The organism is Vreelandella mediterranea (assembly GCF_970647075.1).
Window position 1 is genome coordinate 3,608,582 of record NZ_OZ310198.1, and the last position, 21,993, is coordinate 3,630,574.

The following is a 21,993-nucleotide window of genomic DNA, read 5'->3' on the forward strand; positions in this document are numbered from 1 at the left end:
TGGCCTCCGTTAAACGCGTTCGATCAGCGTGGCAATACCCTGGCCGACGCCGACACACATGGTACAGAGTGCGTAGCGCTTGCCGCTATTTTGAAGCTCATAAGCAGCGGTGAGCAAAAGCCGCGCGCCGGACATGCCCAGCGGGTGGCCCAGCGCAATCGCGCCGCCGTTCGGGTTCACGCGCGGGTCGTCGTCCTTGAGCCCCAGATCGCGCATACAGGCCAGCGACTGGGAAGCGAACGCCTCGTTGAGCTCGATGACGTCGATATCGTCGAGGGAAATGCCGGTACGCGCGAGCAGTTTTTTCACCGCCGGTACCGGGCCGTAGCCCATGATGCGTGGCTCGACCCCGGCGGTGGCCATGCCAATGATCTTCGCCATGGGCGTCAGGCCGTGCTGCTTCACGGCGGCTTCGCTGGCCACCAGCATGGCGGCAGCGCCGTCGTTGACGCCGGAGGCGTTACCCGCGGTGACGCTGCCCCCTTCACGAAACGGCGTAGGAAGACCGGCGAGCTTCTCGAGCGTCGTTTCCCGCGGGTGCTCGTCGGTATCGAAAATCAGGGGCTCCTGCTTACGCCGGGGGATCTCGATGGCAGTGATTTCGCGGGCGAAGCGGCCGGCCTTTTGCGCCGCGGCGGCTTTTTGCTGAGAGCGCAGCGCGAAGGCGTCCTGATCTTCCCGGGCAATATCGAACTGCTCGGCGACGTTTTCCGCGGTCTCCGGCATGGAGTCGATACCGAAGGACTTTTTCATGATCGGGTTCACGAAGCGCCAGCCGATGGTGGTGTCTTCGATTTTCTGGCCGCGGGAAAAAGCGCTGTCGGCCTTGCCCATGACAAACGGCGCGCGGGACATCGACTCCACGCCGCCGGCAAGCGCGAGTTCCATTTCCCCGGCTTTAATGGCGCGAAACGCGGTGCCCACGGCGTCCATGCCCGAGCCGCACAGCCGGTTCATGGTGGTGCCGGGCACCGAGGTGGGAATGCCCGCCAAAAGCGACGACATGCGCGCCACGTTGCGGTTGTCCTCGCCGGCCTGGTTGGCGCAGCCCATGAAGACTTCCTCGATGGCCGCCGGGTCGAGGCTCGGCGCCTCTTGAAGCACCGCCTTGAAAATCGTCGCGGCCATATCGTCCGGGCGAACCGGCGCCAGGGTACCGCCGAAGCGGCCGACCGCGGTGCGGCGGGGGTGGCACAAATAAACGTCGCTCATCGTTCTCTCCTGTAACTCAAACGCCTACTGGCCGGCGTGGGCGCGGTCGGTGCGCTCTTTCAGCTCGCGCAGCACCGACAATTCGTTCTCATCCGGCACCGGGGTGCTTTCCAACTGCTCGGCAAAGCGGATCTCCCAGCCGGTGGCTTCCTGGACCTGCTCCCGGGTTACCCCCGGATGAAGCGACACCACCACCAGCTCCCTGGTCTCCGGATCGGGTTTCATCACGCACAGGTCGGAAATCACCCGGGTAGGCCCCTTGCCGATGTTGGGGACGCCGTCGCGGCCCTTTCCATCGCGACCAAAGCCGAGCGTCGTCACGAAATCGACCCGCTCGACGAAGGCCCGGCTGGAGTGCTTCAAGGTAATGAACACTTCGCCGGCGTTGGTGGCGATCTCCGGCGCGCCGCCGCCGCCGGGCAGACGCACTTTGGGTTCGCGGTAGTCGCCGATCAAGGTGGTGTTGAGGTTGCAGTACTTGTCGATCTGGGCGGTGCCCAGAAAACCGACGTCGACCTTGCCGCCCTGCAGCCAGTAGCGAAACATTTCCGGCACCGAAACGGTGGTCAGCGCGGTTTCGGCCAGCTCGCCGTCGCCGATGGAGAGCGGCAGTACGTTGGGTTTGGTCTGCAGCGTGCCGGATTCGTAAATCAGCACGACATCCGGGGCGTGGGTGAGACGCGCCAGGTTGGCCGCCTCTGACGGCAGGCCGATCCCCACGAAGCAAGTCGAGCCGTTTTCCAGCGCCCGGGCGGCGGTGACCGTCATCATTTCAGACGAGGTGTATTCGAGGCTCATTGGGCGTTCTCCCCTGCCTGGTAGACGTTATCGTCAAGCCACTGGGTGAAGGTGTCGCGGTCCCGGGCAATGGCGTCCCACTCCTTATAGAAGCGGTTGCTGCGCCCGTAGTAGCCGTGGGTGTAGGAGGGCAGCGCGCCCTTTTCGGCCACCGCGATGGCGCTGATCGCCCAGCCCGGAATCACGCAGGCGTTGGGGTGGGTGTCCAGATCGTCGACGATCTCTTCCACCGTGACGATGCTGTGCTTCGCGGCCAGTACGGCCTCTTTTTGAACGCCGACGATGCCTTCCACCAGCACGTTACCCTGGCGGTCCGCGCGCTGGGCGTGAACGATCGAGACGTCCGGGCGCACCGACGGTACCGCCGCCAGGCGCTCGCCGGTGAACGGGCACTCGATGAACTTGATCTGGTCGTTGACGCTGGGCAGCTCGCTTCCCACGTAGCCGCGCAGCACCGCCAGCGGCAATCCCGCCGCACCGGCTTCGAACGCGCAGGCCATGGCAGCATGGCTGTGCTCCAAAATCTCGATTTTGCGAGGCCAGCCCTTCTCGACCGCGTCGCGCAGGCGGTGAAGCGAACCGACGCCCGGATTGCCGCCCCAGGAAAAGATCACCTTTTTGGCGCAACCGGCGCCAATCAGCTGATCAAAAATGATGTCCGGGGTCATGCGGATCAGGGTGAGGTCGCGCTTTTGCTGGCGGATCACTTCGTGGCCCGCGGCAAACGGAATGAGGTGGGTAAAGCCTTCCATGGCCACGGTCGCGCCGTCTTCGACGTAGCGCGCCACCGCGTCATGCAGGCTGAGAAACTCGGCCATAGGGGTGCCTCTTAGCAGGGAATTGCCATCTCTGACATCTTGTTCACATAACGAACATACATTCTTTATACGAACAAGTTACTGCGCTAAGCGAATAGCGTCAAACCCCAAGCCATGACGGTAGCGCTTCGATAACCGGCACCCTTTTTAAACTCCGCTTAATTAATCTATATAATTCATTTGCTTATGATTTTTCCAACCAATCTTTAGCGCGGCTTACCTGGGCGACGCTGCTACCAAGGTATAAAGCGGGATCACAAGTCTTCTCCAGTGCCTCTTGGCTAACGGCGTTTGCCACGTCGGCGTACTCGGCGAGTACCTCGGCGTAGGGGCGTTCCTGCTTGCGCGCTCGTTCGGCGGCTTCGGCGCTCACCGCCTTTGCCCGCTCTGCTCCCAGCGCGGGTGTCAGCAAACGCGTGACCGGCTCGGCCATAATGCCGCCGCCGGTTGCCGACAGATTGCGCCGCATCGCTTGCGGATTTACTTCCAATCCCTCGAGTAGCACCGCGGCCTGCTCCAGCATGCCCTCGACCAATAGCGCGCTTTCCGTGAGCGGGGCCCACTCGGCATGCCACTCGCCCAGGCCACGCTCCAGGGGCTGCGCCGCCGCGTTCGAAAGCACACTGGCATGGCCGTGTACCTGCCGGGCGGCGCCGCGAATCAACGCGCAGCGCACCGGATTGCGCTTATGCGGCATCGACGACGATTCGCCCATACCGGGGGCCGAAGGTTCGGCCACTTCACCGACTTCGGTCTGGGTTAACAGCGAAATATCCAGGGCGATGCGCTCGACCGACCCTGCGACGCCATCAAGCGCGGCGCCCAGGGTTTGAACCGGGTAGCGGTCGGTGTGCCAGGGCAGCACCGGCGCCACCAGCCCCAGCCGCTTTGCCAGCGCGTCCATCCAGCCAAGGCCGTGATCCCCCCAGCCCGAGTGCACGCCCACGGCGCCGCCAAACTGAACCGGGAGCTCCACCCCTGCCAAACGTCGGCGCGCCTGCTCCAGCCCAATGGCCCAGTGGGCCACCTTGACCCCGAAGGTGATCGGCAGCGCCTGTTGCATCAGCGTGCGCCCTACCATAGGCGTTTCAGCGTGGGCCTCCATAAGCAAACCCGCCGCGGCGCGGCAGCGCTTTAACCTCTGATCGAGCGCTTCAAGACGCGGCTTGAGCAGGAGCATCAGCGCGGTGTCCACCACGTCCTGGCTCGTGGCGCCTTGGTGCCAGTAGCGCTTGAGGCCGTCACCGAGTCGCGCCCGGCCCTGCTTAACGAACGGAATCGCGACGTTACCGCCGCTGGCGATGCCCTCGGCGAGTTCGGCGGTCTCAAAAGTAGCGCTTTCGAGCTGCTTGCGCATTTTCAGGGCTACGCCTTCGGGCGCTGCCCCCGAGGCTTCCTGGATTTCCACCAGCGCCAGCTCGAAAGCCAGCATGGCGCGTACCATGGCGCTTTCGTCACAGGTGGAAAGCGCGCTCTGGCTCATGAAGGGGTGTTTAAAGAAGGGGGCGGGCATGGGTGTGGGGCTCCGATGACGATTATTCAGAGCATGAAAATAGCGTAAAAACCGCACCCAATGAAAAAATGGTATGAATATTCGCTATGTGCACCGAGGCACTCAAGGTGTATTCCAGATATCAATTACTCCTCGTTACCGCTCGTTATGCCACTGCCCACGTTTTATGCAGCACCGCGCGCTTTCATGATGGCCTCAAGCGCCGCCAGGTAGCCTTGTGTTCCAAGCCCGGCGATCACCCCGTCAGCACGCAGTGACACGTAGGAGTGGTGACGAAAGCTTTCGCGCTTGTGCACGTTGGAAATATGCACTTCTATGACCTTCCCTTCGAAGGCGTTGAGCGCATCCAGGATAGCAACGGAGGTGTGCGTATAGGCCGCCGGATTGATGATGATCGCCATGCTCCCGTCTTGCCGGGCAGCGTGGATCGCATCGATCAGCGCGCCTTCGTGATTGCTTTGAAAGCAGTTGACGTTCCACCCCGCCAGCACCGCCGCTTCGCGCAGCCGGTTGTTCACGTCCTCCAGCGTTTCGTGGCCGTAGATATCAGGCTGGCGGGTGCCCAAAAGATTGAGGTTCGGCCCGTGCAGTACCGTTGCCTTTTTGTGACCCATAGTAGATGGCTTCCTTGATGGCGGGTTGAGCGTGCAGGCGCGTGCTGGAGCAGACTATCGAATAATTGTTCGCTATTCGAACACCATGTTACATTAGCTTTTTTATAACCCCGTGCCTAACGGTGATTCCTTCGCTATGAAAGACTCTTTACCGGACGATGTGCTCACGCCCGATAGCCGTGACTTTGTGTCTGCCCTGGCCAGTGGCTTGGAGGTCATTCAGGCCTTCGACGATACGCATCCACGCATGACCTTGAGCGAAGTGGCCGCGCGCACCGACATGAATCGCGCCAAAGCGCGGCGTTTTTTGCTCACGCTGCACGCGCTCGGCTACGTGCGAAAGCACCAGCGTTATTTCGAGCTGACGCCCAAAGTCTTGCAGCTGGGCTATTCGTTTCTTTCCGCGAACAATTATCGTAGCGTTATCCAGCAGTTCCTGGAAGACATTACCGCCCGGACCGGGGAGTCCTCCTCGCTTGGTCAGCTCGACGGTGACGAAGTCATTTACCTCGCGCGTTCAGCGGCGCCTCATCGCTTGATGGCCATTACGCTTTCCATCGGCACTCGCCTACCGGCGGCGCATACGTCGATGGGCCACGTTCTGCTTGCCCAGCTCCCTGAGCAGGCGCTCGAGGAGTATCTGGAACGCATCGCCCTAAAGCGCTACACCGACAAGACCCTGGTCGACAAAACGGCGCTCAAAAAGCGGCTTCACGCCGTTCGCGAGCAGGGCTACGCCGTTGCCGACCAGGAGCTGGATTCCGGTCTGCGCTCGCTTGCCGTACCGGCCTTTGACGCCTCGGGTAAGCTGCTGGGGGCGATCAATATCAGCACCAATGCGGCACGTGTCGATATGGACACGCTGCTCGAGGAGTATCTGCCGCTATTACAGCAAAAGGCCGCGCAGATACGCACCGCCATTACGAGCTAAAACCGTTTGAACCCTGACTGAAAGCTGCGCTTCACTAAAAGAGTTATCGCTGATGAGTGTGCCCCTTCCCCTCTACCTGGGCCTGCCCATGTGGGCCAACGCGGACTGGCAGGGTGGTCTCTACTCGCGCCACGCGAAAACCGACCTTCTCAGCGACTACGCCACGGTGTTCTCGAGTGTCGAGGGCAATACCACCTTTTACAGCGGAGCGCCGAAGGCCGACACTATTGCGGCCTGGGCGCGTCAGGCGCCGCCGCACTTTCGTTTCTGCTTCAAACTGCCCGCGCGGGTAACGCACGATCAGCGGCTGGGCTCGCTCGGCGACGCCTGGGCGTTTCTCAACGCACTGACGCCGCTGCACGACCGGCTAGGGCCTACCATGGTGCAACTGCCCCGGGATTTCGGCGCTCAGGAGCTGCCCCGACTGGAGGCGCTGCTCGCCCAGTGGCCGGCGCATTTACCCTGCGCCGTCGAGGTACGCCACCCCGAGTTTTTCCAGAAAGGCGACGCGGAAAAAGCGCTTAACCAATTGTTGATAACTTATTCGGCTAACCGTGTAATGCTGGATGTACGTCCGGTCTTTTCAACGCCGGACCAACGCCACCCAGGGCTTGACAAGGCGCGTCAGGAAAAGCCGAAACTCCCGCTACACGTGCTTTCAACGGCGAACCAGCCGGTCATTCGTTTCATCGGACACGTTGACAAGGCGATCAATAAGGACTATTTCGCGCCGTGGATAGCGCGTATCAACCTGTGGATAAATCAGGGGAAAACCCCTTTCTTGTTTGTGCATACAGCGGATAACCGCGAGTCGCCCCAGATGGCGCAAATGCTTTATAACGCCTTGTGCGAACAGGTTTCACTCCCCGCACTGAGTACCTTCCCCGGCGACACCCAAACACCGCTCTTCTAGCCGAGCCTTCAGCGTGACGAATTGCCCACCGGGCGCCGGCGGATGCTGGCATGGCGGGCGCTGTTCATATAAATTGCGCATACTTTCGATAGCCACTTAATGTTATCGAGTGGGGGCATTAGCTTAAAAAAGCTTATTACAAACTGAAAACCTTGGGTGATGTATGGCAAAACTGGCACATGCACAATGGTCATCGCGTATGGGCTTTGTGCTGGCGGCCGCTGGTTCAGCGGTTGGCTTGGGGAATATTTGGCGCTTTTCATACCTGACCGGCGAAAGCGGCGGCGCGGCCTTCGTTCTGGTTTACCTGGCGTGCGTGGCGCTGGTGGGCCTGCCGATTCTGGTGGCGGAGTGGATGATCGGCCGGCGTGGTCAGAAAAACCCGATCAACACCATGGCGGATCTCGCCAAACGCCATGGCCGCACGCGTCGGTGGGCGCTGGTGGGTATCAGCGGCGTGCTGGCGTCGTTTTTGATCCTGTCGTTTTATAGCGTGATCGGCGGCTGGTCGCTCAACTACACCATCAACGCGGTGGCCGGCTCGTTCAGCGGCCAGGACGCCGAGGCCAGCGAAGCGGCCTTCGGCGCGCTGCTGGGCGATCCGGGTTCGCTTTTGATTTGGCATACGCTCTTCATGGTGCTGGTCGTGGGCATCGTGGCCCGCGGCGTTACCAAAGGGCTGGAAGCCGCCGCGCGCATCCTGATGCCGGCGCTGGTCGTCCTTCTGCTGGTGCTGGTCGGTTACGGCGCGGTGAGCGGCTCCTTCGGTCAGGCGCTCGCCTTCATGTTCACCCCGGATTGGAGCGCGCTCAACGGCGGCGTCATGCTGGCCGCCATGGGCCAAGCCTTTTTCACGCTGTCGCTGGGTATGGGCATCATGATGGCCTATGGCTCGTATCTGGGTGAGGACGTCAACCTGCTGAGTACCGCGCGGACGGTCATCGTACTCGACACCGCCATCGCGCTGCTGGCGGGCCTTGCGATCTTCCCGATCGTCTTCGCCACGAACCTCGATGCCTCCAGCGGCCCCGGCCTCATCTTCGTCACGCTGCCCATCGCGTTCGGCAACATGGTCGGCGGAAGCCTCCTGGGACTCGGCTTCTTTTTGCTGTTGACCTTCGCGGCACTCACCTCGGCGATTTCGCTGCTGGAACCGGTGGTGGAAACCCTGGAGGAGCGCACGCGTCTTGGCCGCTTGGGCGCCACGCTGGTCAGTGCCGTGGCCGTGTGGCTGGTCGGTGTGGCGGCGCTGTTGTCGTTCAACGTGTGGGCAGACGTGCTGCTGTTCGGGCTGAACATCTTCGACTTCCTGGACACCTTCACCGGCAAGATTCTGCTGCCGCTGACCGGTCTGGGCGCAATCGTGTTCTACTCACTCTGCCTGGACAAGGAAGAGTCGCGCAAGGAGCTTGGCATGGACGTGTACGACTACAGCCTTTGGAATCTGCTGACCAAATACGTGGCACCGATTGGCGTGGTCGTGGTGTTCGTGGCGGGCTTCATCTAAGCCGCTTGGCAAAACGGATGCCGGCCACTTACGGGCCCTGCCAGTGGCAGGGCCTTTTGGTATCTGCGCAAGGCTGGACCCGGCGCTTTACCCCGTTACGCGCTAGTGAAGCGCGTGGTGGGCCAGCTCATCGTCGTCCGGCAGCGGGGCGATGTCTCGGGAAAGCTTTTGTGACTCCCGGTGCAGCTCGATGCCTCGGCGTGCCTTCAGGTTGCGCTGGGCGGCGCTTCTTCGGCGCTGCGTGTGTTCGGCAACTTCCATTCCCATGAATAGTTCGAGCAGTTCGCTTTTAAGCGACGTCAAGCGTTCGACGTTTTTCATAATCGATGCTCCCTCAGGTGAATCGGCGTTCGTCCACCTGCATCCGTGACCACTATTTATGATGCAGTGCGGCACGTCACTTATTACTATAACCTACTTGACAAAATGATGACGGCCCGGAAAGAAAAGCTTTAACGGCTTTTAAACGCGCAAGCGCCACGTTCAATGGCGGGCGGCTTAACGGCGCATAACGCGTTTGGGTCAGGCATACTGCCGAAAACGCTATGGGATCGTAGCGTGTACCGAATAATCAAGGAGCTCACCGTGAGTCGCGCCCTGTTCGATGAAATGAGACGCCGCATGGAGCACTTTCGCCGCTCCGAACAAAAAGTCGCCCGCTTCGTCCTGCGTAACCCCGACGAAGTGATCCACATGCGCATCGTGGACCTGGCAACGGAAGCCGGCGTCAGCGAACCCACGGTGGTGCGCTTTTGCCGGGCGCTGGGCTGTAACGGCTTTCAGGATTTCAAGCTGCAGCTGGCGCAGATGCTTGCCTCGGGCAGCCAGTTCGCCCAGTTCTCGATGAACGATAGCGACTCGGTAGCGGAGTTCTCCCACAGTATTTTCGACTCCACCGTGGGCACGCTTTTATCGGTGCGCGACCGGCTGGATAACGACGCCCTCGGCCGCGCGGTCAACGCCCTGGCCATGGCCAACCGGGTCGAATTTTACGGTTTTGGCGCCTCCGGGGCGGTGGCGTTCGACGCTCAGCACAAGTTCTTCCGCCTGCAGATTTCCACGTCCGCCTACGCCGACCCGCACATGCAGAACATGTCCGCAGTAACGCTCCAGGAAGGTGACGTGGTGGTGGCGATCTCGCAAACCGGGCGCACCAAGGCGCTGGTGGCAAGCGTTCGCCTGGCCCGGGAAGCCGGCGCCACGGTGATCGGACTTTGCCCGAGCGAATCGCCCTTGGCAGACGAGGTGAGCCTGCCGCTTTACATCGATGTTCACGAAGATACCGAGATCTACACGCCGCTTAGCTCGCGCATTGCGCATCTGGTGCTGATCGACGTGCTGGCGGTGGGCGTTGCCAAAACCCGCGGGCCGAAGCTTGCCGAGCAGTTAAAAGCGGTGAAGAAGAGCTTGAACACGCTGCGCTACCCGGACGAAAGCTAGTACGCACTGTATGGTCGTCCAGTGGCCGGGCTGTGTTAAACTGTCGGCCCATTTGCAAACCGGCAGCGGCTACCATGGACGACGTGACGGCGATTCTCGATCAGCTCAACCCCGCGCAGCGCGAGGCGGTCAGCGCCCCCCAGGGCAATCTACTGGTGCTCGCCGGGGCGGGCTCGGGCAAAACCCGGGTACTGGTGCATCGCATCGCCTGGATGATGCAGGCCGAGGGCCTTTCGCCCTACGCGTTGCTCGCCGTTACTTTTACCAACAAGGCCGCCCGGGAGATGCGCACGCGCCTGGAAGCGCTTTTGGGCATCTCCATGCGCCACGTCTGGGTGGGCACCTTTCACTCCATCGCCCACCGGCTTTTGCGCACTCATTGGCAGGATGCGAAACTCCCCCAGAACTTTCAAATTATCGACTCCGACGACCAGCTACGCTTGGTCAAGCGCTTGCTGAAGGACTACAACGTCGATGACGAGCGCTACCCGCCGCGCCAGGTGCAGAGCTTCATCTCCGGCTGCAAGGAAGAGGGCCTACGCCCCCACCAGGTCAATGTGGACGGCGACGGTTACCTGAGCCAGATGGTCGAACTCTACGAGCGTTACCAGTTCACCTGCGAGCGCGGCGGGCTGGTCGATTTCGGCGAGCTCTTGCTTAGAAGCCTGGAGCTTTTGCGGGACAACCCGGCGCTTTTGAACCACTACCGTGAGCGCTTCGGCCACGTGCTGGTGGACGAATTTCAGGACACCAACACCCTGCAGTACGCCTGGCTGAAGCTTCTGACCGGCATGCAGACGCCGATGACCGCGGTCGGCGACGACGACCAGTCGATCTACGGCTGGCGCGGGGCGAAAATCGAGAACATCCGCCGCTTCGAGGACGAGTTCCCCCAGACCCATACCGTGCGCCTGGAGCAGAACTACCGCTCCACCAGCGCGATTCTCGACGCCGCCAACGCCTTGATCAGCCACAACAGCGAGCGCATGGGCAAGAATCTTTGGACCGATGGCGTCGAAGGCGAGCCGATCTCAGTCTACGCCGGCTTCAACGACCTGGAGGAGGCGCGCTACATCGTCGACACCATCAAGGAGCGCGTCGACGAAGGCGTGAACCGGCGCGACGTGGCGATTCTTTACCGCTCCAACGCCCAGTCGCGGCTGATCGAGGAGACACTGATCCGCCAGGGGATGCCATATCGCATCTACGGCGGCCACCGCTTCTACGAGCGCCTGGAGATCAAGAACGCCCTGGCCTACCTGCGTCTTTTGCTCAACCGTGACGACGACGCCTCTTTGGAGCGGGTGATCAACGTGCCCACCCGGGGCATCGGCACGCGCACCGTGGAAATCCTGCGCCACCGCGCCCGCCTGGAAAGCGTCTCCCTCTGGCAGGCGCTGCACGACGCCGTCGGTGATGGCACGCTGAAAGGCCGGGCGGGCAACGCCGTACAAAAATTCGCCAACCTGATCGAGCAGCTCGAAAACGACGCCGCGGGGCTGACACTTTTTGAAATCATCGACCACGTCATCGAGCACACCGGGCTGATCGAGCACCACAAGAGCGAGCGCGGCGAGAAGGGCCAGGCGCGGGTGGAAAACCTGGGCGAGCTGGTCACCGCGGCGCGGGCCTTCACCCAGGGCGACGCCTTCGAGACCCCGGAAGCCGGCGAAGGCCTGACCGCACTGGAAGCGTTTCTGTCCGAGGCCGCGCTCAACGCCGGCGACCACGAGGCCGAGGAGTTCGAGGACAGTGTGCAGCTGATGACGCTGCACTCCGCCAAGGGTTTGGAGTTTCCGGTGGTGTTCATCGCCGGCGTCGAAGAAGGGCTTTTCCCGCACAAGATGTCCGTCGAAGAACCGGGGCGCCTGGAAGAGGAGCGAAGGCTTTGTTATGTGGGCGTGACCCGCGCCATGCAGAAGCTTTATCTCACCCACGCCGAAACGCGGCGGCTGCACGGCAAGGAGGTCTTCCCCCGGCCGTCGCGGTTTCTGCGTGAACTACCGCCGCATCTGCTCGAGGAGGTGCGCCTGCGCGGCCACGTCGCGCGCCCGGTCACCGCCTCCGCGCGGCCCAACTACGCGCAGACCTCCATCGAGAGCGACGGGGAGCTTCCAGAGCTTCACGTGGGCCAGCGTGTGAGTCATCCGGTGTTCGGCGAAGGCATGATCCTCAACGCCGAAGGCCAGGGGGCGCGGGCCAGGGTGCACGTTAGTTTCGAAGGCGAAGGCGACAAGTGGCTGGTGCTCGGTTTTGCCAAGCTCACCCCGCTTTAGGCTCACTTGCCCAACAAAACCCCTTTGGCGCATACTCACAAGCGACGCTTGCGCCTTTGTGCAACTATAAAAAAACAGACTTCGTTGGAGTATCCCCTCTCATGCAACGCCGCCAATTCATCAAAACCGCCGGCTTCGGCGCCGCTGGTGTCGCCGCCGCCCCCTTCGTGAGCAGCGCCCAGGCCCAACAAACCTACACCTGGGATATGGTCACCTCCTGGCCGAAAAACTTCCCGGCGCTCGGCACCGGCGCCAACGACTTCGCCCGCCGGGTGGAAGAGCTCTCCAATGGCCGCATGCGTATTCGCGTACACGGTGCCGGCGAGCTGGTCCCGGCCCTCGAAGTATTCGATGCGGTCTCCGCGGGCACCGCCGAGATTGGCCACTCCACGCCCTACTACTGGCGCGGCAAGGTGGCGGCGGCGCAGTTCTTTACGGCGGTGCCGTTTGGTATGACCACCACCGAAATGAACGCCTGGATCTACCACGGCGGCGGCCAGGAGCTTTGGGACGAGGTGTACGCCAACCACAACCTCAAGCCGTTCGCCGTGGGCAACACCGGCCCGCAGATGGCTGGCTGGTTCAAAAAAGAGATCAACTCGCTCGACGACATGCAGGGCCTTCGCCTGCGTCTGCCCGGTCTTGCCGGTGAGGCGATGAACGCCATCGGCGTGAGCACCGTGAACATGCCAGGCTCCGAGATCTTTACCTCGATGCAGACCGGCGTGCTCGACGCCGCGGACTGGGTCGGCCCGTACAACGACATGGCCTTCGGCCTGCACCAGGTCGCCGACTACTACTACACCTCGGTATGGAACGAGCCCTGCGCGCTGGTCGAAAGTTTCATCAACCTGGACGCCTGGAACGAACTGCCGGAAGATCTGCAGGCGGTGATCCGCGAAGCCGCCCGGGCCTCGAACCTGGCCATGTTCACCGAGTTCGCCTTCCACAACGCCCAGGCGCTGGAAACCCTGGTCGACGAGCACGGCGTCGAGCTTCGCACCTTCCCGGACGACGTCATGCAGGCGCTGTTCGAGGCATCGAAAGAAGTGATTCAGCGCCAGACCGAAAACGACGAAGAGTCGCGCCGCGTCTACGAATCCTATTCGGCGTTCCAGCAGTTGATGCGTCCGTTCAGCGACATCGGCGAGTACGCCTATTTCAAGGGTCGCGAGAGCATCGGCGCCTGAGTGTCAGCGTCAGAGCATTGAAAAAGGGCGCCCAAGGCGCCCTTTTTGATGGCCGCGCTAGTCGCTATGCACGGCGCGAATACGCCCGTTATCGTCCAGGGCCACGACCACGAAGCGGGCCTCGGTCACCTTTTGGCGCTCTTCGAGGGTGCGCCCCTGGGGCGGGCGCACCCACACCTCGACATCGATTTTGATCGAGCTGTGGCCGATTTCCTGTACCTGGGTGTATACGCTCACCATCGAGCCCACCCGTACCGGGCTTAGAAAGTCCATCGACTCGATCGCAACCGTCGCGGTGCGCCCGCCCGCTTCACGGCCTGCCGCCAACTCAGCGGCCTGGTCCATCTGATTGACCAGCCAGCCGCCGGCAATATCGCCATAAAGATTGGTATCCTGACGTGAAGCCAGTAGCTTTAGCGTCAACTGCCCAAGCGGAGCAGGCGCATCGTCGAGGTCATGTTCAAGCGGTGTCATAGTCGGGTCGCTTCAAAGGCTTATTGTTGTAAAAGACGGCTGTAACGTATTTTTGTAACAGGATGCGGACATGATGGCACGGTTAGCATCCGGCGTCAGCTAATCACAAGAGGTGGATCGTTTGAAGAGTCGCGGGTTACGCCCAGCCAATAGATACGTAAGCCTTGCGCTTTGGCTGCTGCTTTGGCTCAGCGCGCCGGTCTTTGCGAGCGCGCCGATTAGCGGCACCCTGGGGGCGACCGGCTCCGACACCATGGCGAGTTTGGTGCTGCGCTGGGGCGAGGCGCTCACCGCGCGCTATCCGGATATCAACGTGCAGTTTCAGGCGGGCGGCTCGGCGATTGCACCGTCGGCGCTCACCGCGGGGACGACGCGTCTCGCCCCCATGTCGCGGCCCATGAGCGAAGGCGAGCGTGCCCGCTTCAAAGCGCGCTACGGCTATCCGCCACGCGAACTTCGCGTCGCCCGGGATGCGTTGGTCGTGGTGGTGCACCGACACAACCCCTTGAACGCGCTGACCCCCGAGGCGCTGGACGCCATCTTTTCCACCACCCGCGCCTGCGGGGCCAGCACACCGATTCGCCGCTGGGCCGACATCGCGCCACCGCCACAGTGGCCTTATGGGCGCATCGCGCTCAGCGGGCGCAACCTGGCCTCGGGCACCTTCGATCTTTTCCGCCAGCGGGCGCTTTGCGGCGGGCAGTTTCGGGCCGATATCAGCGAATACCCGGGCTCTTCGGCGGTCGTGGCCGCGGTGGGCCACGCGCCGGACGCCATGGGCTATAGCGGCTATCACCACCTGACGCCCATGGTGCACTCGCTGGGCATCATCGATGGCCAGGGCAAAGCGATCTTCCCCACCGAGGCGACGATCCAAAGCGACGAGTATCCGCTTTCAAGAGATTTGTACCTGTACGTGAACGCCGCTCCCGATACGCCGCTGCCCCCGGTGGAGCAGGCCTTCATCGAACTGATCATGTCCCTCGAGGGCCAGCAAATCGTGCGGGACGCAGGCTTTGTACCGCTCACCGCCGAGCAGCTCGAAACGCCGCCGCTGTCACACGATTGACATAAAAATGACTTACGTTAAGGAGAGCTGATGCTCCACTCCGGTTACCCCACGCGCTCTCTTATGATGTTCCTATGACGCGATCTGCCTTGCCTGGGCCTTTGTCCTGGCGAACACTCAAGGACCGTTTAGCCATCGCCATGATCACCGCCGCCGGCGTTGGCGTGCTGCTGGCGATTCTGGCCATCGGCGTGTTTTTGGTATGGGAAACGCTTCCGCTGTTGACCCGGTTCGACGATTTCTCGCTGGCGCGGCTGTCGCCTCTGGCCTGGGGCACGCTCAAGGCCGCCCTGGCTGCGCTGCTGTTGGCGGTGCCGTTGGCGCTGGGCGCGGCGGTTTTTTCGGCCCTGTTCATGACCGAGCGGCTTCGTGCGCGGATCAAGCCGACCCTGGAGCTGATGGAGGCGGTGCCCGGCGTCGTCATCGGCTTCGTGGCGGGGCTCGTGCTGGCGCCCTGGGTGGAGCACCACCTTGCCAGCACGCTGACACTTCTGGTGTGGCTGCCACTGAGCGCGGCGCTGGCAGGCGTTTTATGGCATAGGTCGCCGAAAGCGCTGCGCCGAAGGCTATCGCTCGACCGGGCCGGGCTCTGGCTGTTGCCCTGGTTCGCCGTCATGGCGGCACTCGCCCTCTGGCTTGCGCCCATGATCGAGCAGCAGTGGCTGGGCGGCGACCTGGCCCGGCTGCTGGATCAGCGCTTCGGCATCGATTACACCACCCGCAATACGCTGATCGTCGGCCTTGCCATGGGGTTTGCCATCATTCCAAGCGTTTATTCGCTGGCCGAAGATGCGCTTTACGGGACGCCCCAAACGCTGATGGAAGGCGCCCAGGCCCTCGGTGCCAGCCGCTGGCAGGCGCTTTGGAAGGTCGCCCTGCCCATGGCGGGGCCGGGCATCTTTTCGGCGGTGATGATCGGCGCCGGCCGCGCCGTGGGCGAAACCATGATCGTCCTCATGGCGAGCAGTAACGCCGCGCTCATGAGCCTGAGCCCCTTCGAGGGGCTGCGCTCGTTTTCGGCGGCGATCGCCATCGAGCTGCCCGAGGCGCCGCCGGACGGGATGACCTATCACCTGCTGATTTTGGCTGCACTCGTGCTATTTATGTTCACCTTTTTGGTCAACACCCTGGCGGAAGTCGTTCGCCAGCGCCTGCGCCGCCGCTACCAGCGGCTGGGGGGGTATTGATGGTACGCGCTGGTCAGCGCCGCTTTTGGCCAGGCGATACCCTGTGGGCCTGGCTCTGCGCCGGCTGCGTGGCGCTGTCGCTTTTGATGCTGGCGACGCTGCTCACGCTGCTCACCGTCAAAGGGCTGGGGCATTTCTGGCCGGCCACGCTCGAAGAGCTGACGCTGCGCTCCGGCGAGCAGGTGATCGGCCAGCCAATACGCGAAGCCCCCATTCCCCAGGGCGAGGGCGCCGAGCGGCTTTACTTTACCGGCAACCGCGAACGAACCGGCGCCGACTGGCGCTGGATCGCGCTGGACGAGATCACAAGCCGGTCCACCCCCGATGACGTGGTACGGCTCGAGCGAAGCCCCAAGGGGGATATCATCGGCCGTCTGAGCACTTTGGAGCTCGAAGGCGAGCGTCTAACCGGCACCGCCGCCCGAACGCGCGTTGCCGGGTTGGTCGATACACCCCGGGAGCACCGCCCGGACGGCCAACTAATACTGCTCACCAGCCAGGGGCAGCGCCTGGTGCAGCCCCTTTCAAGCGTCAGCGCTTTCCAGACGCCCAATGCGCTCTCCTTTCTGGAAAAAACCGCCGTTTGGGGGCGAGGCGTGTGGCGGTTTTTGAGCGAAGGCCCACGGGCGGCCAATACCGGCGGCGGGGTCTGGCCGGCCATTTTCGGCACGCTTTTAATGGTGATTTTGATGTCGGTGATCGTAACGCCCTTTGGTGTACTGGCGGCGATCTATCTCAACGAGATCGCCCATCAGAATCGCCTGACCCGGCTGGTGCGTATCGGCGTGCGCAACCTGGCCGGTGTCCCTTCGATCGTTTACGGCGTGTTCGGGTTAGGCGTGTTCGTTTACGGCGTAGGGGGCTCGATCGACCGCTGGTTTTTCGATGACGCCCTGCCCTCGCCCACCTTCGGTACCGGTGGGCTTTTGTGGGCCTCATTGACGCTTGCCCTGCTGACGCTGCCGGTGGTGATCGTGGCCACCGAAGAGGGCCTGGCACGCGTGCCCATCGCCCAGCGCGAAGGCGCCGTGGCGCTGGGCGCGACCCGTCTGGAGATGCTGACCCGGGTCGTGCTTCCCATGGCGACACCGGCAATGCTGACCGGCGTGATTCTGGCCGTGGCCCGTGCCGCGGGAGAAGTAGCGCCGCTGATGCTGGTCGGCGTCGCCAAGCTGGCCCCGCAGATGCCGCTGGACGGGGAGTTTCCCTACCTGCATCTCGAGCGCAAATTCATGCATCTTGGCTATCATCTATTTGATACCGCTTTTCATGGCGATGATGTCGAGGCCGCCATTCCGCTGGTTTACGCCACGGCGCTTTTATTGGTGCTGATCGTGCTGGTGCTTAACCTAACTGCCATATTTCTACGTCATTATTTACGGCGTCAACGAGGAGAGTCATGGTCGCGCCCTTGAAAGTCGCACCGCCGCCGGTAGTGACGTTCGACGCCGAACAGCGCTGTTTGAATGTCCAGGACTTCAGCCTGACCTATGGCGGCAAACCCGCGCTCAAGGCGCTAACGCTGCAAGTGCCGCGCCACCGGGTCACCGCGTTTATCGGCCCCTCCGGGTGCGGTAAGTCCTCGCTTTTGCGCGCGTTCAACCGGCTGCACGACCTTAACGAAAGCGCCGTTCATCACGGCCGTATCGAGCTTGAAGAGCGCGATATTTTCGAGGCGGACATCAATGTGAGCGAGCTTCGCCGTCGAGTGGGCATGGTGTTTCAAACCCCCAACCCCTTCCCGATGTCGATCTACGAAAACGTGGCCTTTGGCCTGCGCCTGGAGCGGCGCTTGCCCAAGCGCAAGCGCGACGACATCATCGAGTGGGCGCTTAGCTCCGCCGCGCTTTGGGACGAGGTGAAGGATCGCCTGCACCGCTCGGCGTGGCTTTTATCCGGCGGCCAACAGCAGCGGCTGGTGATCGCGCGCACCCTAGCGGTCAGGCCCGACGTACTGCTGCTCGACGAGCCGGCCTCGGCACTGGATCCGATCTCCACGCTCAAAATCGAGGAGTTGATTCGCAATCTTAAAAACGAGCTGACCCTGGTGCTGGTGACGCACAACATGCAGCAGGCCGCTCGAGTATCCGATTACACCGCCTTTTTAAATAACGGCGAGCTCGTCGAATACGGCCCGACCGACCAGGTCTTTACCAACCCGAAACAGCAGCGGACCGAAAACTACATCACCGGCCGGGTCACATAGCCCGGCGCCGATCCCCGCAGGAGTGCTCGATGGATATTACAAGCGATACCCATAGCCAGCATATTTCGCGCCAGTTCAATCAGGAGCTGGAAGAGCTGAAAACCCGTCTGATGGCGATGGGTGGGCTGGTCGAAAAGCAGGTACAAAACGCCGTACACGCGCTGATGGAAAACGACAGCCACTTGGCCGAAGAGGTGCGCGACAACGACCGCCAGGTCAACGACATGCAGTTGAAGATCGACGAGGAGTGCACCCGCGTACTCGCCAGGCGCCAACCCGCCGCCTCGGACCTGCGCCTGGTACTGGCGGTGATTCGCGCCACGTCGGATTTGGAGCGCATCGGCGACGAAGCCAGCAAGATCGCGCGTAACGCCCTGACGCTATCCGACAACAGCAGCGGTATTCGTGGCCTCGTCGAGGTGCGCCATATTAGCGAGCACGTTCGCAAGATGCTGCGCGATGCGCTCACCGCCTTTGCCCGCTTCGATACCGAACTTGCCATGCAGGTCGTGCGCGAAGACGAATCCGTGGACGACGAATACGGCAGCGCCATGCGCTCGCTGATGACCTTCATGATGGAGGATTCGCGCTCGATCAGCTCGGTGCTGAGCATCATGTGGGTGCTGCGAGCGCTCGAGCGCGTGGGCGATCACGCCAACAACCTGGCCGAGTACGTCGTCTACCTGGTGAAAGGGCTCGATATTCGCCACACCGCGCCAGAAAGCCTCGATGAGCAGATGCTAAAAAAGCCTTGACCTTTTAAAGCGTTGAGCCTGCAATACGCCCAGGCATTCCAACTGGGCGTATTTATAAGGATCCTCGATGCTAACTGCGGTCTCCGCCCTGAGCCAGGGCATTCGCCTGGTCTATCGAAAAGGACTACGGCGCTATATATTTCTACCCATCCTGATCAATCTGATCGTCTACATCAGTCTTGCAAGCTTCACTGCTCGGCGCTTTTCCGGCTGGCTGGACCATGCCATGGCGAGCATACCGGCCTGGCTTGACTGGCTCTCTTGGCTAATCTGGCCGCTGTTCGTCTTGAGCCTGCTGGTGGCGATATTTTTTACCTTCACGCTGGTGACGCATCTAATCGCCGCTCCTTTTTACGGCTTTTTGGCCGCTCACATAGAGCGCAGCGCCACCGGTGTCGAGCCGCTGGACGACCGGGGCCTGGCGAAAACGGCTCTGGACGCCGTGGGCCGCGAGCTGGTCAAGCTGCGCTATATTTTGCCCCGCGCTGCTCTTCTGTTCATTCTAAGCTGGATACCCGGGCTCAATTTAGTGGCTCCACTACTCTGGGCGCTTTTTTCCGCCTGGGTAATGGCCATCACCTACCTGGACTACCCCATGGATAACAACAAGGTGAGCTTTAAAGACATGCGCCAACGCCTGGCCGCACGCTGGTGGCCGAGCATGAGCTACGGGGGGCTTGTCACGCTGATTACCTGGATACCGCTTGCCAACCTTTTCTTGCTACCCGGGGCCGTGGCCGGAGCGGTGCTGATGTGGGACGCCCATTACCGGGATATCAAGCAGTTGACTCATGATTGAGGCTGGCTGGTATCGCAGGCTTTTGAAACATGGGATACAGGAGAGGATCGAGGCGCGAACCTTTATAGTGATCAAAAGGCTCACAGCAAACAAAACGTTATACCCATAAAAACTAGACCCCGCTACAAGGCGGGGTCTTCATTTATGCTTAGCGATTGCGATGCTTAACGAAAGCTTCCTATCCTTTTGAGGGGCTCCAACCGTGGAATCTAACCCTAACTAACGTTTTTTGATCGTCGCTTGATTCAATCCTTGAATCGTTTGGAGCATCCATGCGGTGGGACATCCTGTCCCTTATAAATGCTCACTCCCTAAGCGTAATGCTTTGTACGTAAATTGCAACAAAATGTTACTTACGACTCAGAGTTTTTCTCGACGACGCCTTCCGGAGAGGTTTCTGAACCCTCTTCAGTGGAAGTACCCATTGAGTCCGGCTCACCGATAGTTTCATCGTTGGGGCCTTGGGTGTGATGGTCGGTTTCAAGCTCTTCCTGAGTGTAATCCGGGTTGTCATTGGTGTTCATGTTGACACCTGATGACTCTTGCGCCGGATCTTGCTCGACCATGCTGTCCTGATTTTCTTCGATCGACGGATGATCGGTGGTATCTGCGAATGCCATCGGGCTTGCCAACAGACCAAACGAAATACCTACGATACCGGCTTTCTTGAGTAGCTCCTTGGACATCATATTCCACCTCCTGAATCGCTGTGGTTACCGCTTAAAGTAAGAAAGAGTACCTTTCGGTCGACTACTTTGAAGCAGCTGTCTTTCTTACCAAAAGCTTTGCAGAGGCTGTGCCAAACATGGCATAAAAATTAATATCACTTTAAAAACAGAAACTTAAAATATTACAAGTCTTATACAGAAAGCTGGACAACAGCGTTTGCATCAATAAAAAGTGGCTAATAATGACACATAGACAATTTGTGACCCATTCTTGTATGCCATTTTGACACACTGTACAACTTTGGTCTCATATACCTAGGTCTGAGCAATTCGCGAGACGGGGAAGACGCAGCGAAAACGCGCCCCCTGCTGAGGGTGAGAGTCGATTTGAAGCTTGCCATCGTGGCGCAGCAGGACGTGTTTCACGATGGCAAGCCCGAGCCCGGTGCCGCCAGTGGCCGTACTGCGGCCTTTATCCACACGGTAGAAGCGCTCGGTCAGGCGGGGAATATGGACCGGGTCGATACCGTGTCCATTATCTTCCACTTCGATACACACGCCGCCGTCGGGAAGGAGGGCGTAACGCAGGGTGATCTCGCTCCCCCCAGGGGCGTAACGCACGGCGTTGAACATCAGGTTGGAAACGGCGCTTCGAAGCTCCTGCTCGCTTCCGATCAGCCGCGCGTCGCTTTCGATCACAAGCTCGATACGCTGGGACTCGGTATGCTGCTGCTGAGAAAGAGCGTTGGCATCCTGGTGAATGCTTTGTAAAAGTGGCGCCAGCGCCAACGGCTGATGATCCTTGCCGCCCTGGTCGATTTCCAACCGGGAAAGCAGTAGCAGGTCATTGACCAGGTTCTGCATACGCAACGTTTGCGCCTGCATTTGGCCGATACTGCGCCCCAACCGGGGCGGCAGCTCGTCTTTTAAATCGCTGTAGGTTTCCAGGTAACCCGAAAGCACGGTAAGCGGCGTGCGTAACTCGTGGGACACGTTGGCCACGAAGTCACGGCGCATCTGCTCCAGGCGGTGCAGCCTGGTAATGTCGCGCGCCATCACCAGGCGCTCGTCATCGCCGTAGAGCGTGATTTGATACTCGAGAATACGCCGCTCGTCGATGGGCGAGGTAAGCGTTAATGGCTCACTGTACTGACGCGCCGAGAAGTAGCGTACGAAGGCGGGATCGCGCAGCAAATTGGTAATGTGCTGGCCGCGGTCGTGCGCGGTTTGCAGTCCCAGCATCTGGTGGGCGGCGCTGTTCCACCATTCGAGATCACCGTTGCGGTCGAGCATGACCACACTGTCGCGCATCGCCTCGGAAGACTCCTGAATGCGCGCCAAGGTGGCTCTTAGTCGGCTTTGCGTGATTCGCTGGCTTTTCTGGTAGCGGTAAAGCCGGTCCAGCAGCTCACCCCATAGCCCCTTGGCCGCGGGGGGCTCTTCGTTGGGCGTGAACGTCAGCCACTGGTGCAGGGTACGCAGTTGGCGCAGATGGTAGAAAAGACACGCCCCCAAACCCGCGGACAGCCCCAGCCCCGGCGAGCCAAACAGCCAACCCAGGACGACGCCGAGGGTGGCCAGCCCCGCGATACGCCAAAGCTCTCGGCTCCACAAACGCACGCG

At 61.2% G+C, this 21,993-nt stretch carries 21 protein-coding genes; 12 read left to right on the forward strand and 9 right to left on the reverse strand.

What is annotated here, in order from left to right:
• Positions 1-9: 9 nt before the first annotated feature.
• From pcaF to aroQ, 5 genes are all read right to left on the reverse strand, one after another.
• Positions 10-1,212 carry a 3-oxoadipyl-CoA thiolase gene (pcaF, locus tag ACWFVE_RS16660; protein WP_447530378.1) on the reverse strand — a complete coding sequence of 401 codons (1,203 nt, stop codon included), beginning with the start codon at positions 1,210-1,212 and terminating at the stop codon, positions 10-12.
• Between the two features lie 24 nt (positions 1,213-1,236).
• The gene (locus tag ACWFVE_RS16665; RefSeq protein ID WP_447530379.1) at positions 1,237-2,010 is read right to left on the reverse strand and encodes a CoA-transferase subunit beta; all 774 of its coding nucleotides are present in this window, start codon (positions 2,008-2,010) and stop codon (positions 1,237-1,239) included.
• Positions 2,007-2,828 carry a CoA transferase subunit A gene (locus tag ACWFVE_RS16670; protein ID WP_447530380.1) on the reverse strand — a complete coding sequence of 274 codons (822 nt, stop codon included), beginning with the start codon at positions 2,826-2,828 and terminating at the stop codon, positions 2,007-2,009. Before ACWFVE_RS16670 ends, ACWFVE_RS16665 begins: the two co-directional genes overlap by 4 nt.
• A 184-nt stretch (positions 2,829-3,012) precedes the next feature.
• Positions 3,013-4,341: a class-II fumarase/aspartase family protein gene (locus ACWFVE_RS16675; protein WP_447530381.1), complete on the reverse strand. Its 1,329-nt coding sequence runs from the start codon at positions 4,339-4,341 to the stop codon at positions 3,013-3,015.
• A 164-nt stretch (positions 4,342-4,505) separates the two neighbouring features.
• A complete protein-coding gene (gene aroQ / locus ACWFVE_RS16680) occupies positions 4,506-4,955 on the reverse strand; it encodes a type II 3-dehydroquinate dehydratase (protein ID WP_447530382.1) in 450 nt (149 codons plus the stop codon).
• 136 nt (positions 4,956-5,091) lie between these two features.
• Here aroQ and ACWFVE_RS16685 point away from each other — a divergent pair, with 136 nt between their 5' ends.
• The 3 genes from ACWFVE_RS16685 to ACWFVE_RS16695 all read left to right on the forward strand — a co-directional run bounded on the left by ACWFVE_RS16685 (position 5,092) and on the right by ACWFVE_RS16695 (position 8,306).
• Positions 5,092-5,886, forward strand: a complete 795-nt coding sequence (locus ACWFVE_RS16685) for an IclR family transcriptional regulator domain-containing protein (protein ID WP_447530383.1) — start codon at positions 5,092-5,094, stop codon at positions 5,884-5,886.
• Between the two features lie 58 nt (positions 5,887-5,944).
• On the forward strand, positions 5,945-6,799 hold the full coding sequence (locus ACWFVE_RS16690) for a DUF72 domain-containing protein (protein ID WP_447530563.1): 855 nt from the start codon (positions 5,945-5,947) through the stop codon (positions 6,797-6,799).
• A gap of 163 nt (positions 6,800-6,962) precedes the next feature.
• Entirely contained in the window at positions 6,963-8,306 is a 1,344-nt protein-coding gene (locus ACWFVE_RS16695) for a sodium-dependent transporter (RefSeq protein ID WP_447530384.1), read from the forward strand.
• 102 nt (positions 8,307-8,408) lie between these two features.
• Here the strand turns inward: ACWFVE_RS16695 and ACWFVE_RS16700 are convergent, their stop codons facing one another.
• Positions 8,409-8,627, reverse strand: a complete 219-nt coding sequence (locus tag ACWFVE_RS16700; protein WP_447530385.1) for a PA3496 family putative envelope integrity protein — start codon at positions 8,625-8,627, stop codon at positions 8,409-8,411.
• Between the two features lie 264 nt (positions 8,628-8,891).
• Here ACWFVE_RS16700 and hexR point away from each other — a divergent pair, with 264 nt between their 5' ends.
• The 3 genes from hexR to ACWFVE_RS16715 all read left to right on the forward strand — a co-directional run bounded on the left by hexR (position 8,892) and on the right by ACWFVE_RS16715 (position 13,212).
• Entirely contained in the window at positions 8,892-9,746 is an 855-nt protein-coding gene (gene hexR / locus ACWFVE_RS16705) for a transcriptional regulator HexR (protein ID WP_447530386.1), read from the forward strand.
• A gap of 74 nt (positions 9,747-9,820) precedes the next feature.
• On the forward strand, positions 9,821-12,022 hold the full coding sequence (uvrD, locus tag ACWFVE_RS16710) for a DNA helicase II (protein WP_447530387.1): 2,202 nt from the start codon (positions 9,821-9,823) through the stop codon (positions 12,020-12,022).
• Between the two features lie 101 nt (positions 12,023-12,123).
• Entirely contained in the window at positions 12,124-13,212 is a 1,089-nt protein-coding gene (locus ACWFVE_RS16715) for a TRAP transporter substrate-binding protein (RefSeq protein WP_447530388.1), read from the forward strand.
• A gap of 57 nt (positions 13,213-13,269) precedes the next feature.
• Here the strand turns inward: ACWFVE_RS16715 and ACWFVE_RS16720 are convergent, their stop codons facing one another.
• The gene (locus ACWFVE_RS16720; RefSeq protein ID WP_447530389.1) at positions 13,270-13,686 is read right to left on the reverse strand and encodes an acyl-CoA thioesterase; all 417 of its coding nucleotides are present in this window, start codon (positions 13,684-13,686) and stop codon (positions 13,270-13,272) included.
• A 121-nt stretch (positions 13,687-13,807) separates the two neighbouring features.
• Here ACWFVE_RS16720 and ACWFVE_RS16725 point away from each other — a divergent pair, with 121 nt between their 5' ends.
• The 6 genes from ACWFVE_RS16725 (at position 13,808) to cysZ (ending at position 19,702) form a co-directional block, all read left to right on the forward strand.
• Positions 13,808-14,755: a PstS family phosphate ABC transporter substrate-binding protein gene (locus tag ACWFVE_RS16725; protein WP_447530390.1), complete on the forward strand. Its 948-nt coding sequence runs from the start codon at positions 13,808-13,810 to the stop codon at positions 14,753-14,755.
• Positions 14,756-14,829: 74 nt separating this feature from the next.
• The gene (locus tag ACWFVE_RS16730) at positions 14,830-15,942 is read left to right on the forward strand and encodes an ABC transporter permease subunit (RefSeq protein WP_447530391.1); all 1,113 of its coding nucleotides are present in this window, start codon (positions 14,830-14,832) and stop codon (positions 15,940-15,942) included.
• Positions 15,942-17,357 (forward strand): phosphate ABC transporter permease PstA, encoded by a 1,416-nt coding sequence (pstA, locus tag ACWFVE_RS16735; RefSeq protein ID WP_447530392.1) that lies wholly within the window; start codon positions 15,942-15,944, stop codon positions 17,355-17,357. The genes ACWFVE_RS16730 and pstA overlap by 1 nt, the downstream gene beginning before the upstream one ends.
• Positions 17,342-18,148, forward strand: a complete 807-nt coding sequence (gene pstB / locus ACWFVE_RS16740) for a phosphate ABC transporter ATP-binding protein PstB (protein ID WP_447530393.1) — start codon at positions 17,342-17,344, stop codon at positions 18,146-18,148. The genes pstA and pstB overlap by 16 nt, the downstream gene beginning before the upstream one ends.
• 29 nt (positions 18,149-18,177) lie before the next feature.
• Positions 18,178-18,903 carry a phosphate signaling complex protein PhoU gene (gene phoU, locus ACWFVE_RS16745; RefSeq protein WP_447530394.1) on the forward strand — a complete coding sequence of 242 codons (726 nt, stop codon included), beginning with the start codon at positions 18,178-18,180 and terminating at the stop codon, positions 18,901-18,903.
• Positions 18,904-18,970: 67 nt separating this feature from the next.
• Positions 18,971-19,702 (forward strand): sulfate transporter CysZ, encoded by a 732-nt coding sequence (gene cysZ, locus ACWFVE_RS16750; RefSeq protein WP_447530395.1) that lies wholly within the window; start codon positions 18,971-18,973, stop codon positions 19,700-19,702.
• Positions 19,703-20,055: 353 nt separating this feature from the next.
• Here cysZ and ACWFVE_RS16755 read toward each other — a convergent pair whose 3' ends face one another.
• A complete protein-coding gene (locus ACWFVE_RS16755; RefSeq protein ID WP_447530396.1) occupies positions 20,056-20,391 on the reverse strand; it encodes a hypothetical protein in 336 nt (111 codons plus the stop codon).
• Between the two features lie 294 nt (positions 20,392-20,685).
• Complete coding sequence (gene phoR / locus ACWFVE_RS16760) at positions 20,686-21,990, reverse strand: phosphate regulon sensor histidine kinase PhoR (RefSeq protein ID WP_447530397.1); 1,305 nt, start codon at positions 21,988-21,990, stop codon at positions 20,686-20,688.
• Between the last annotated feature and the right edge of the window lie 3 nt (positions 21,991-21,993).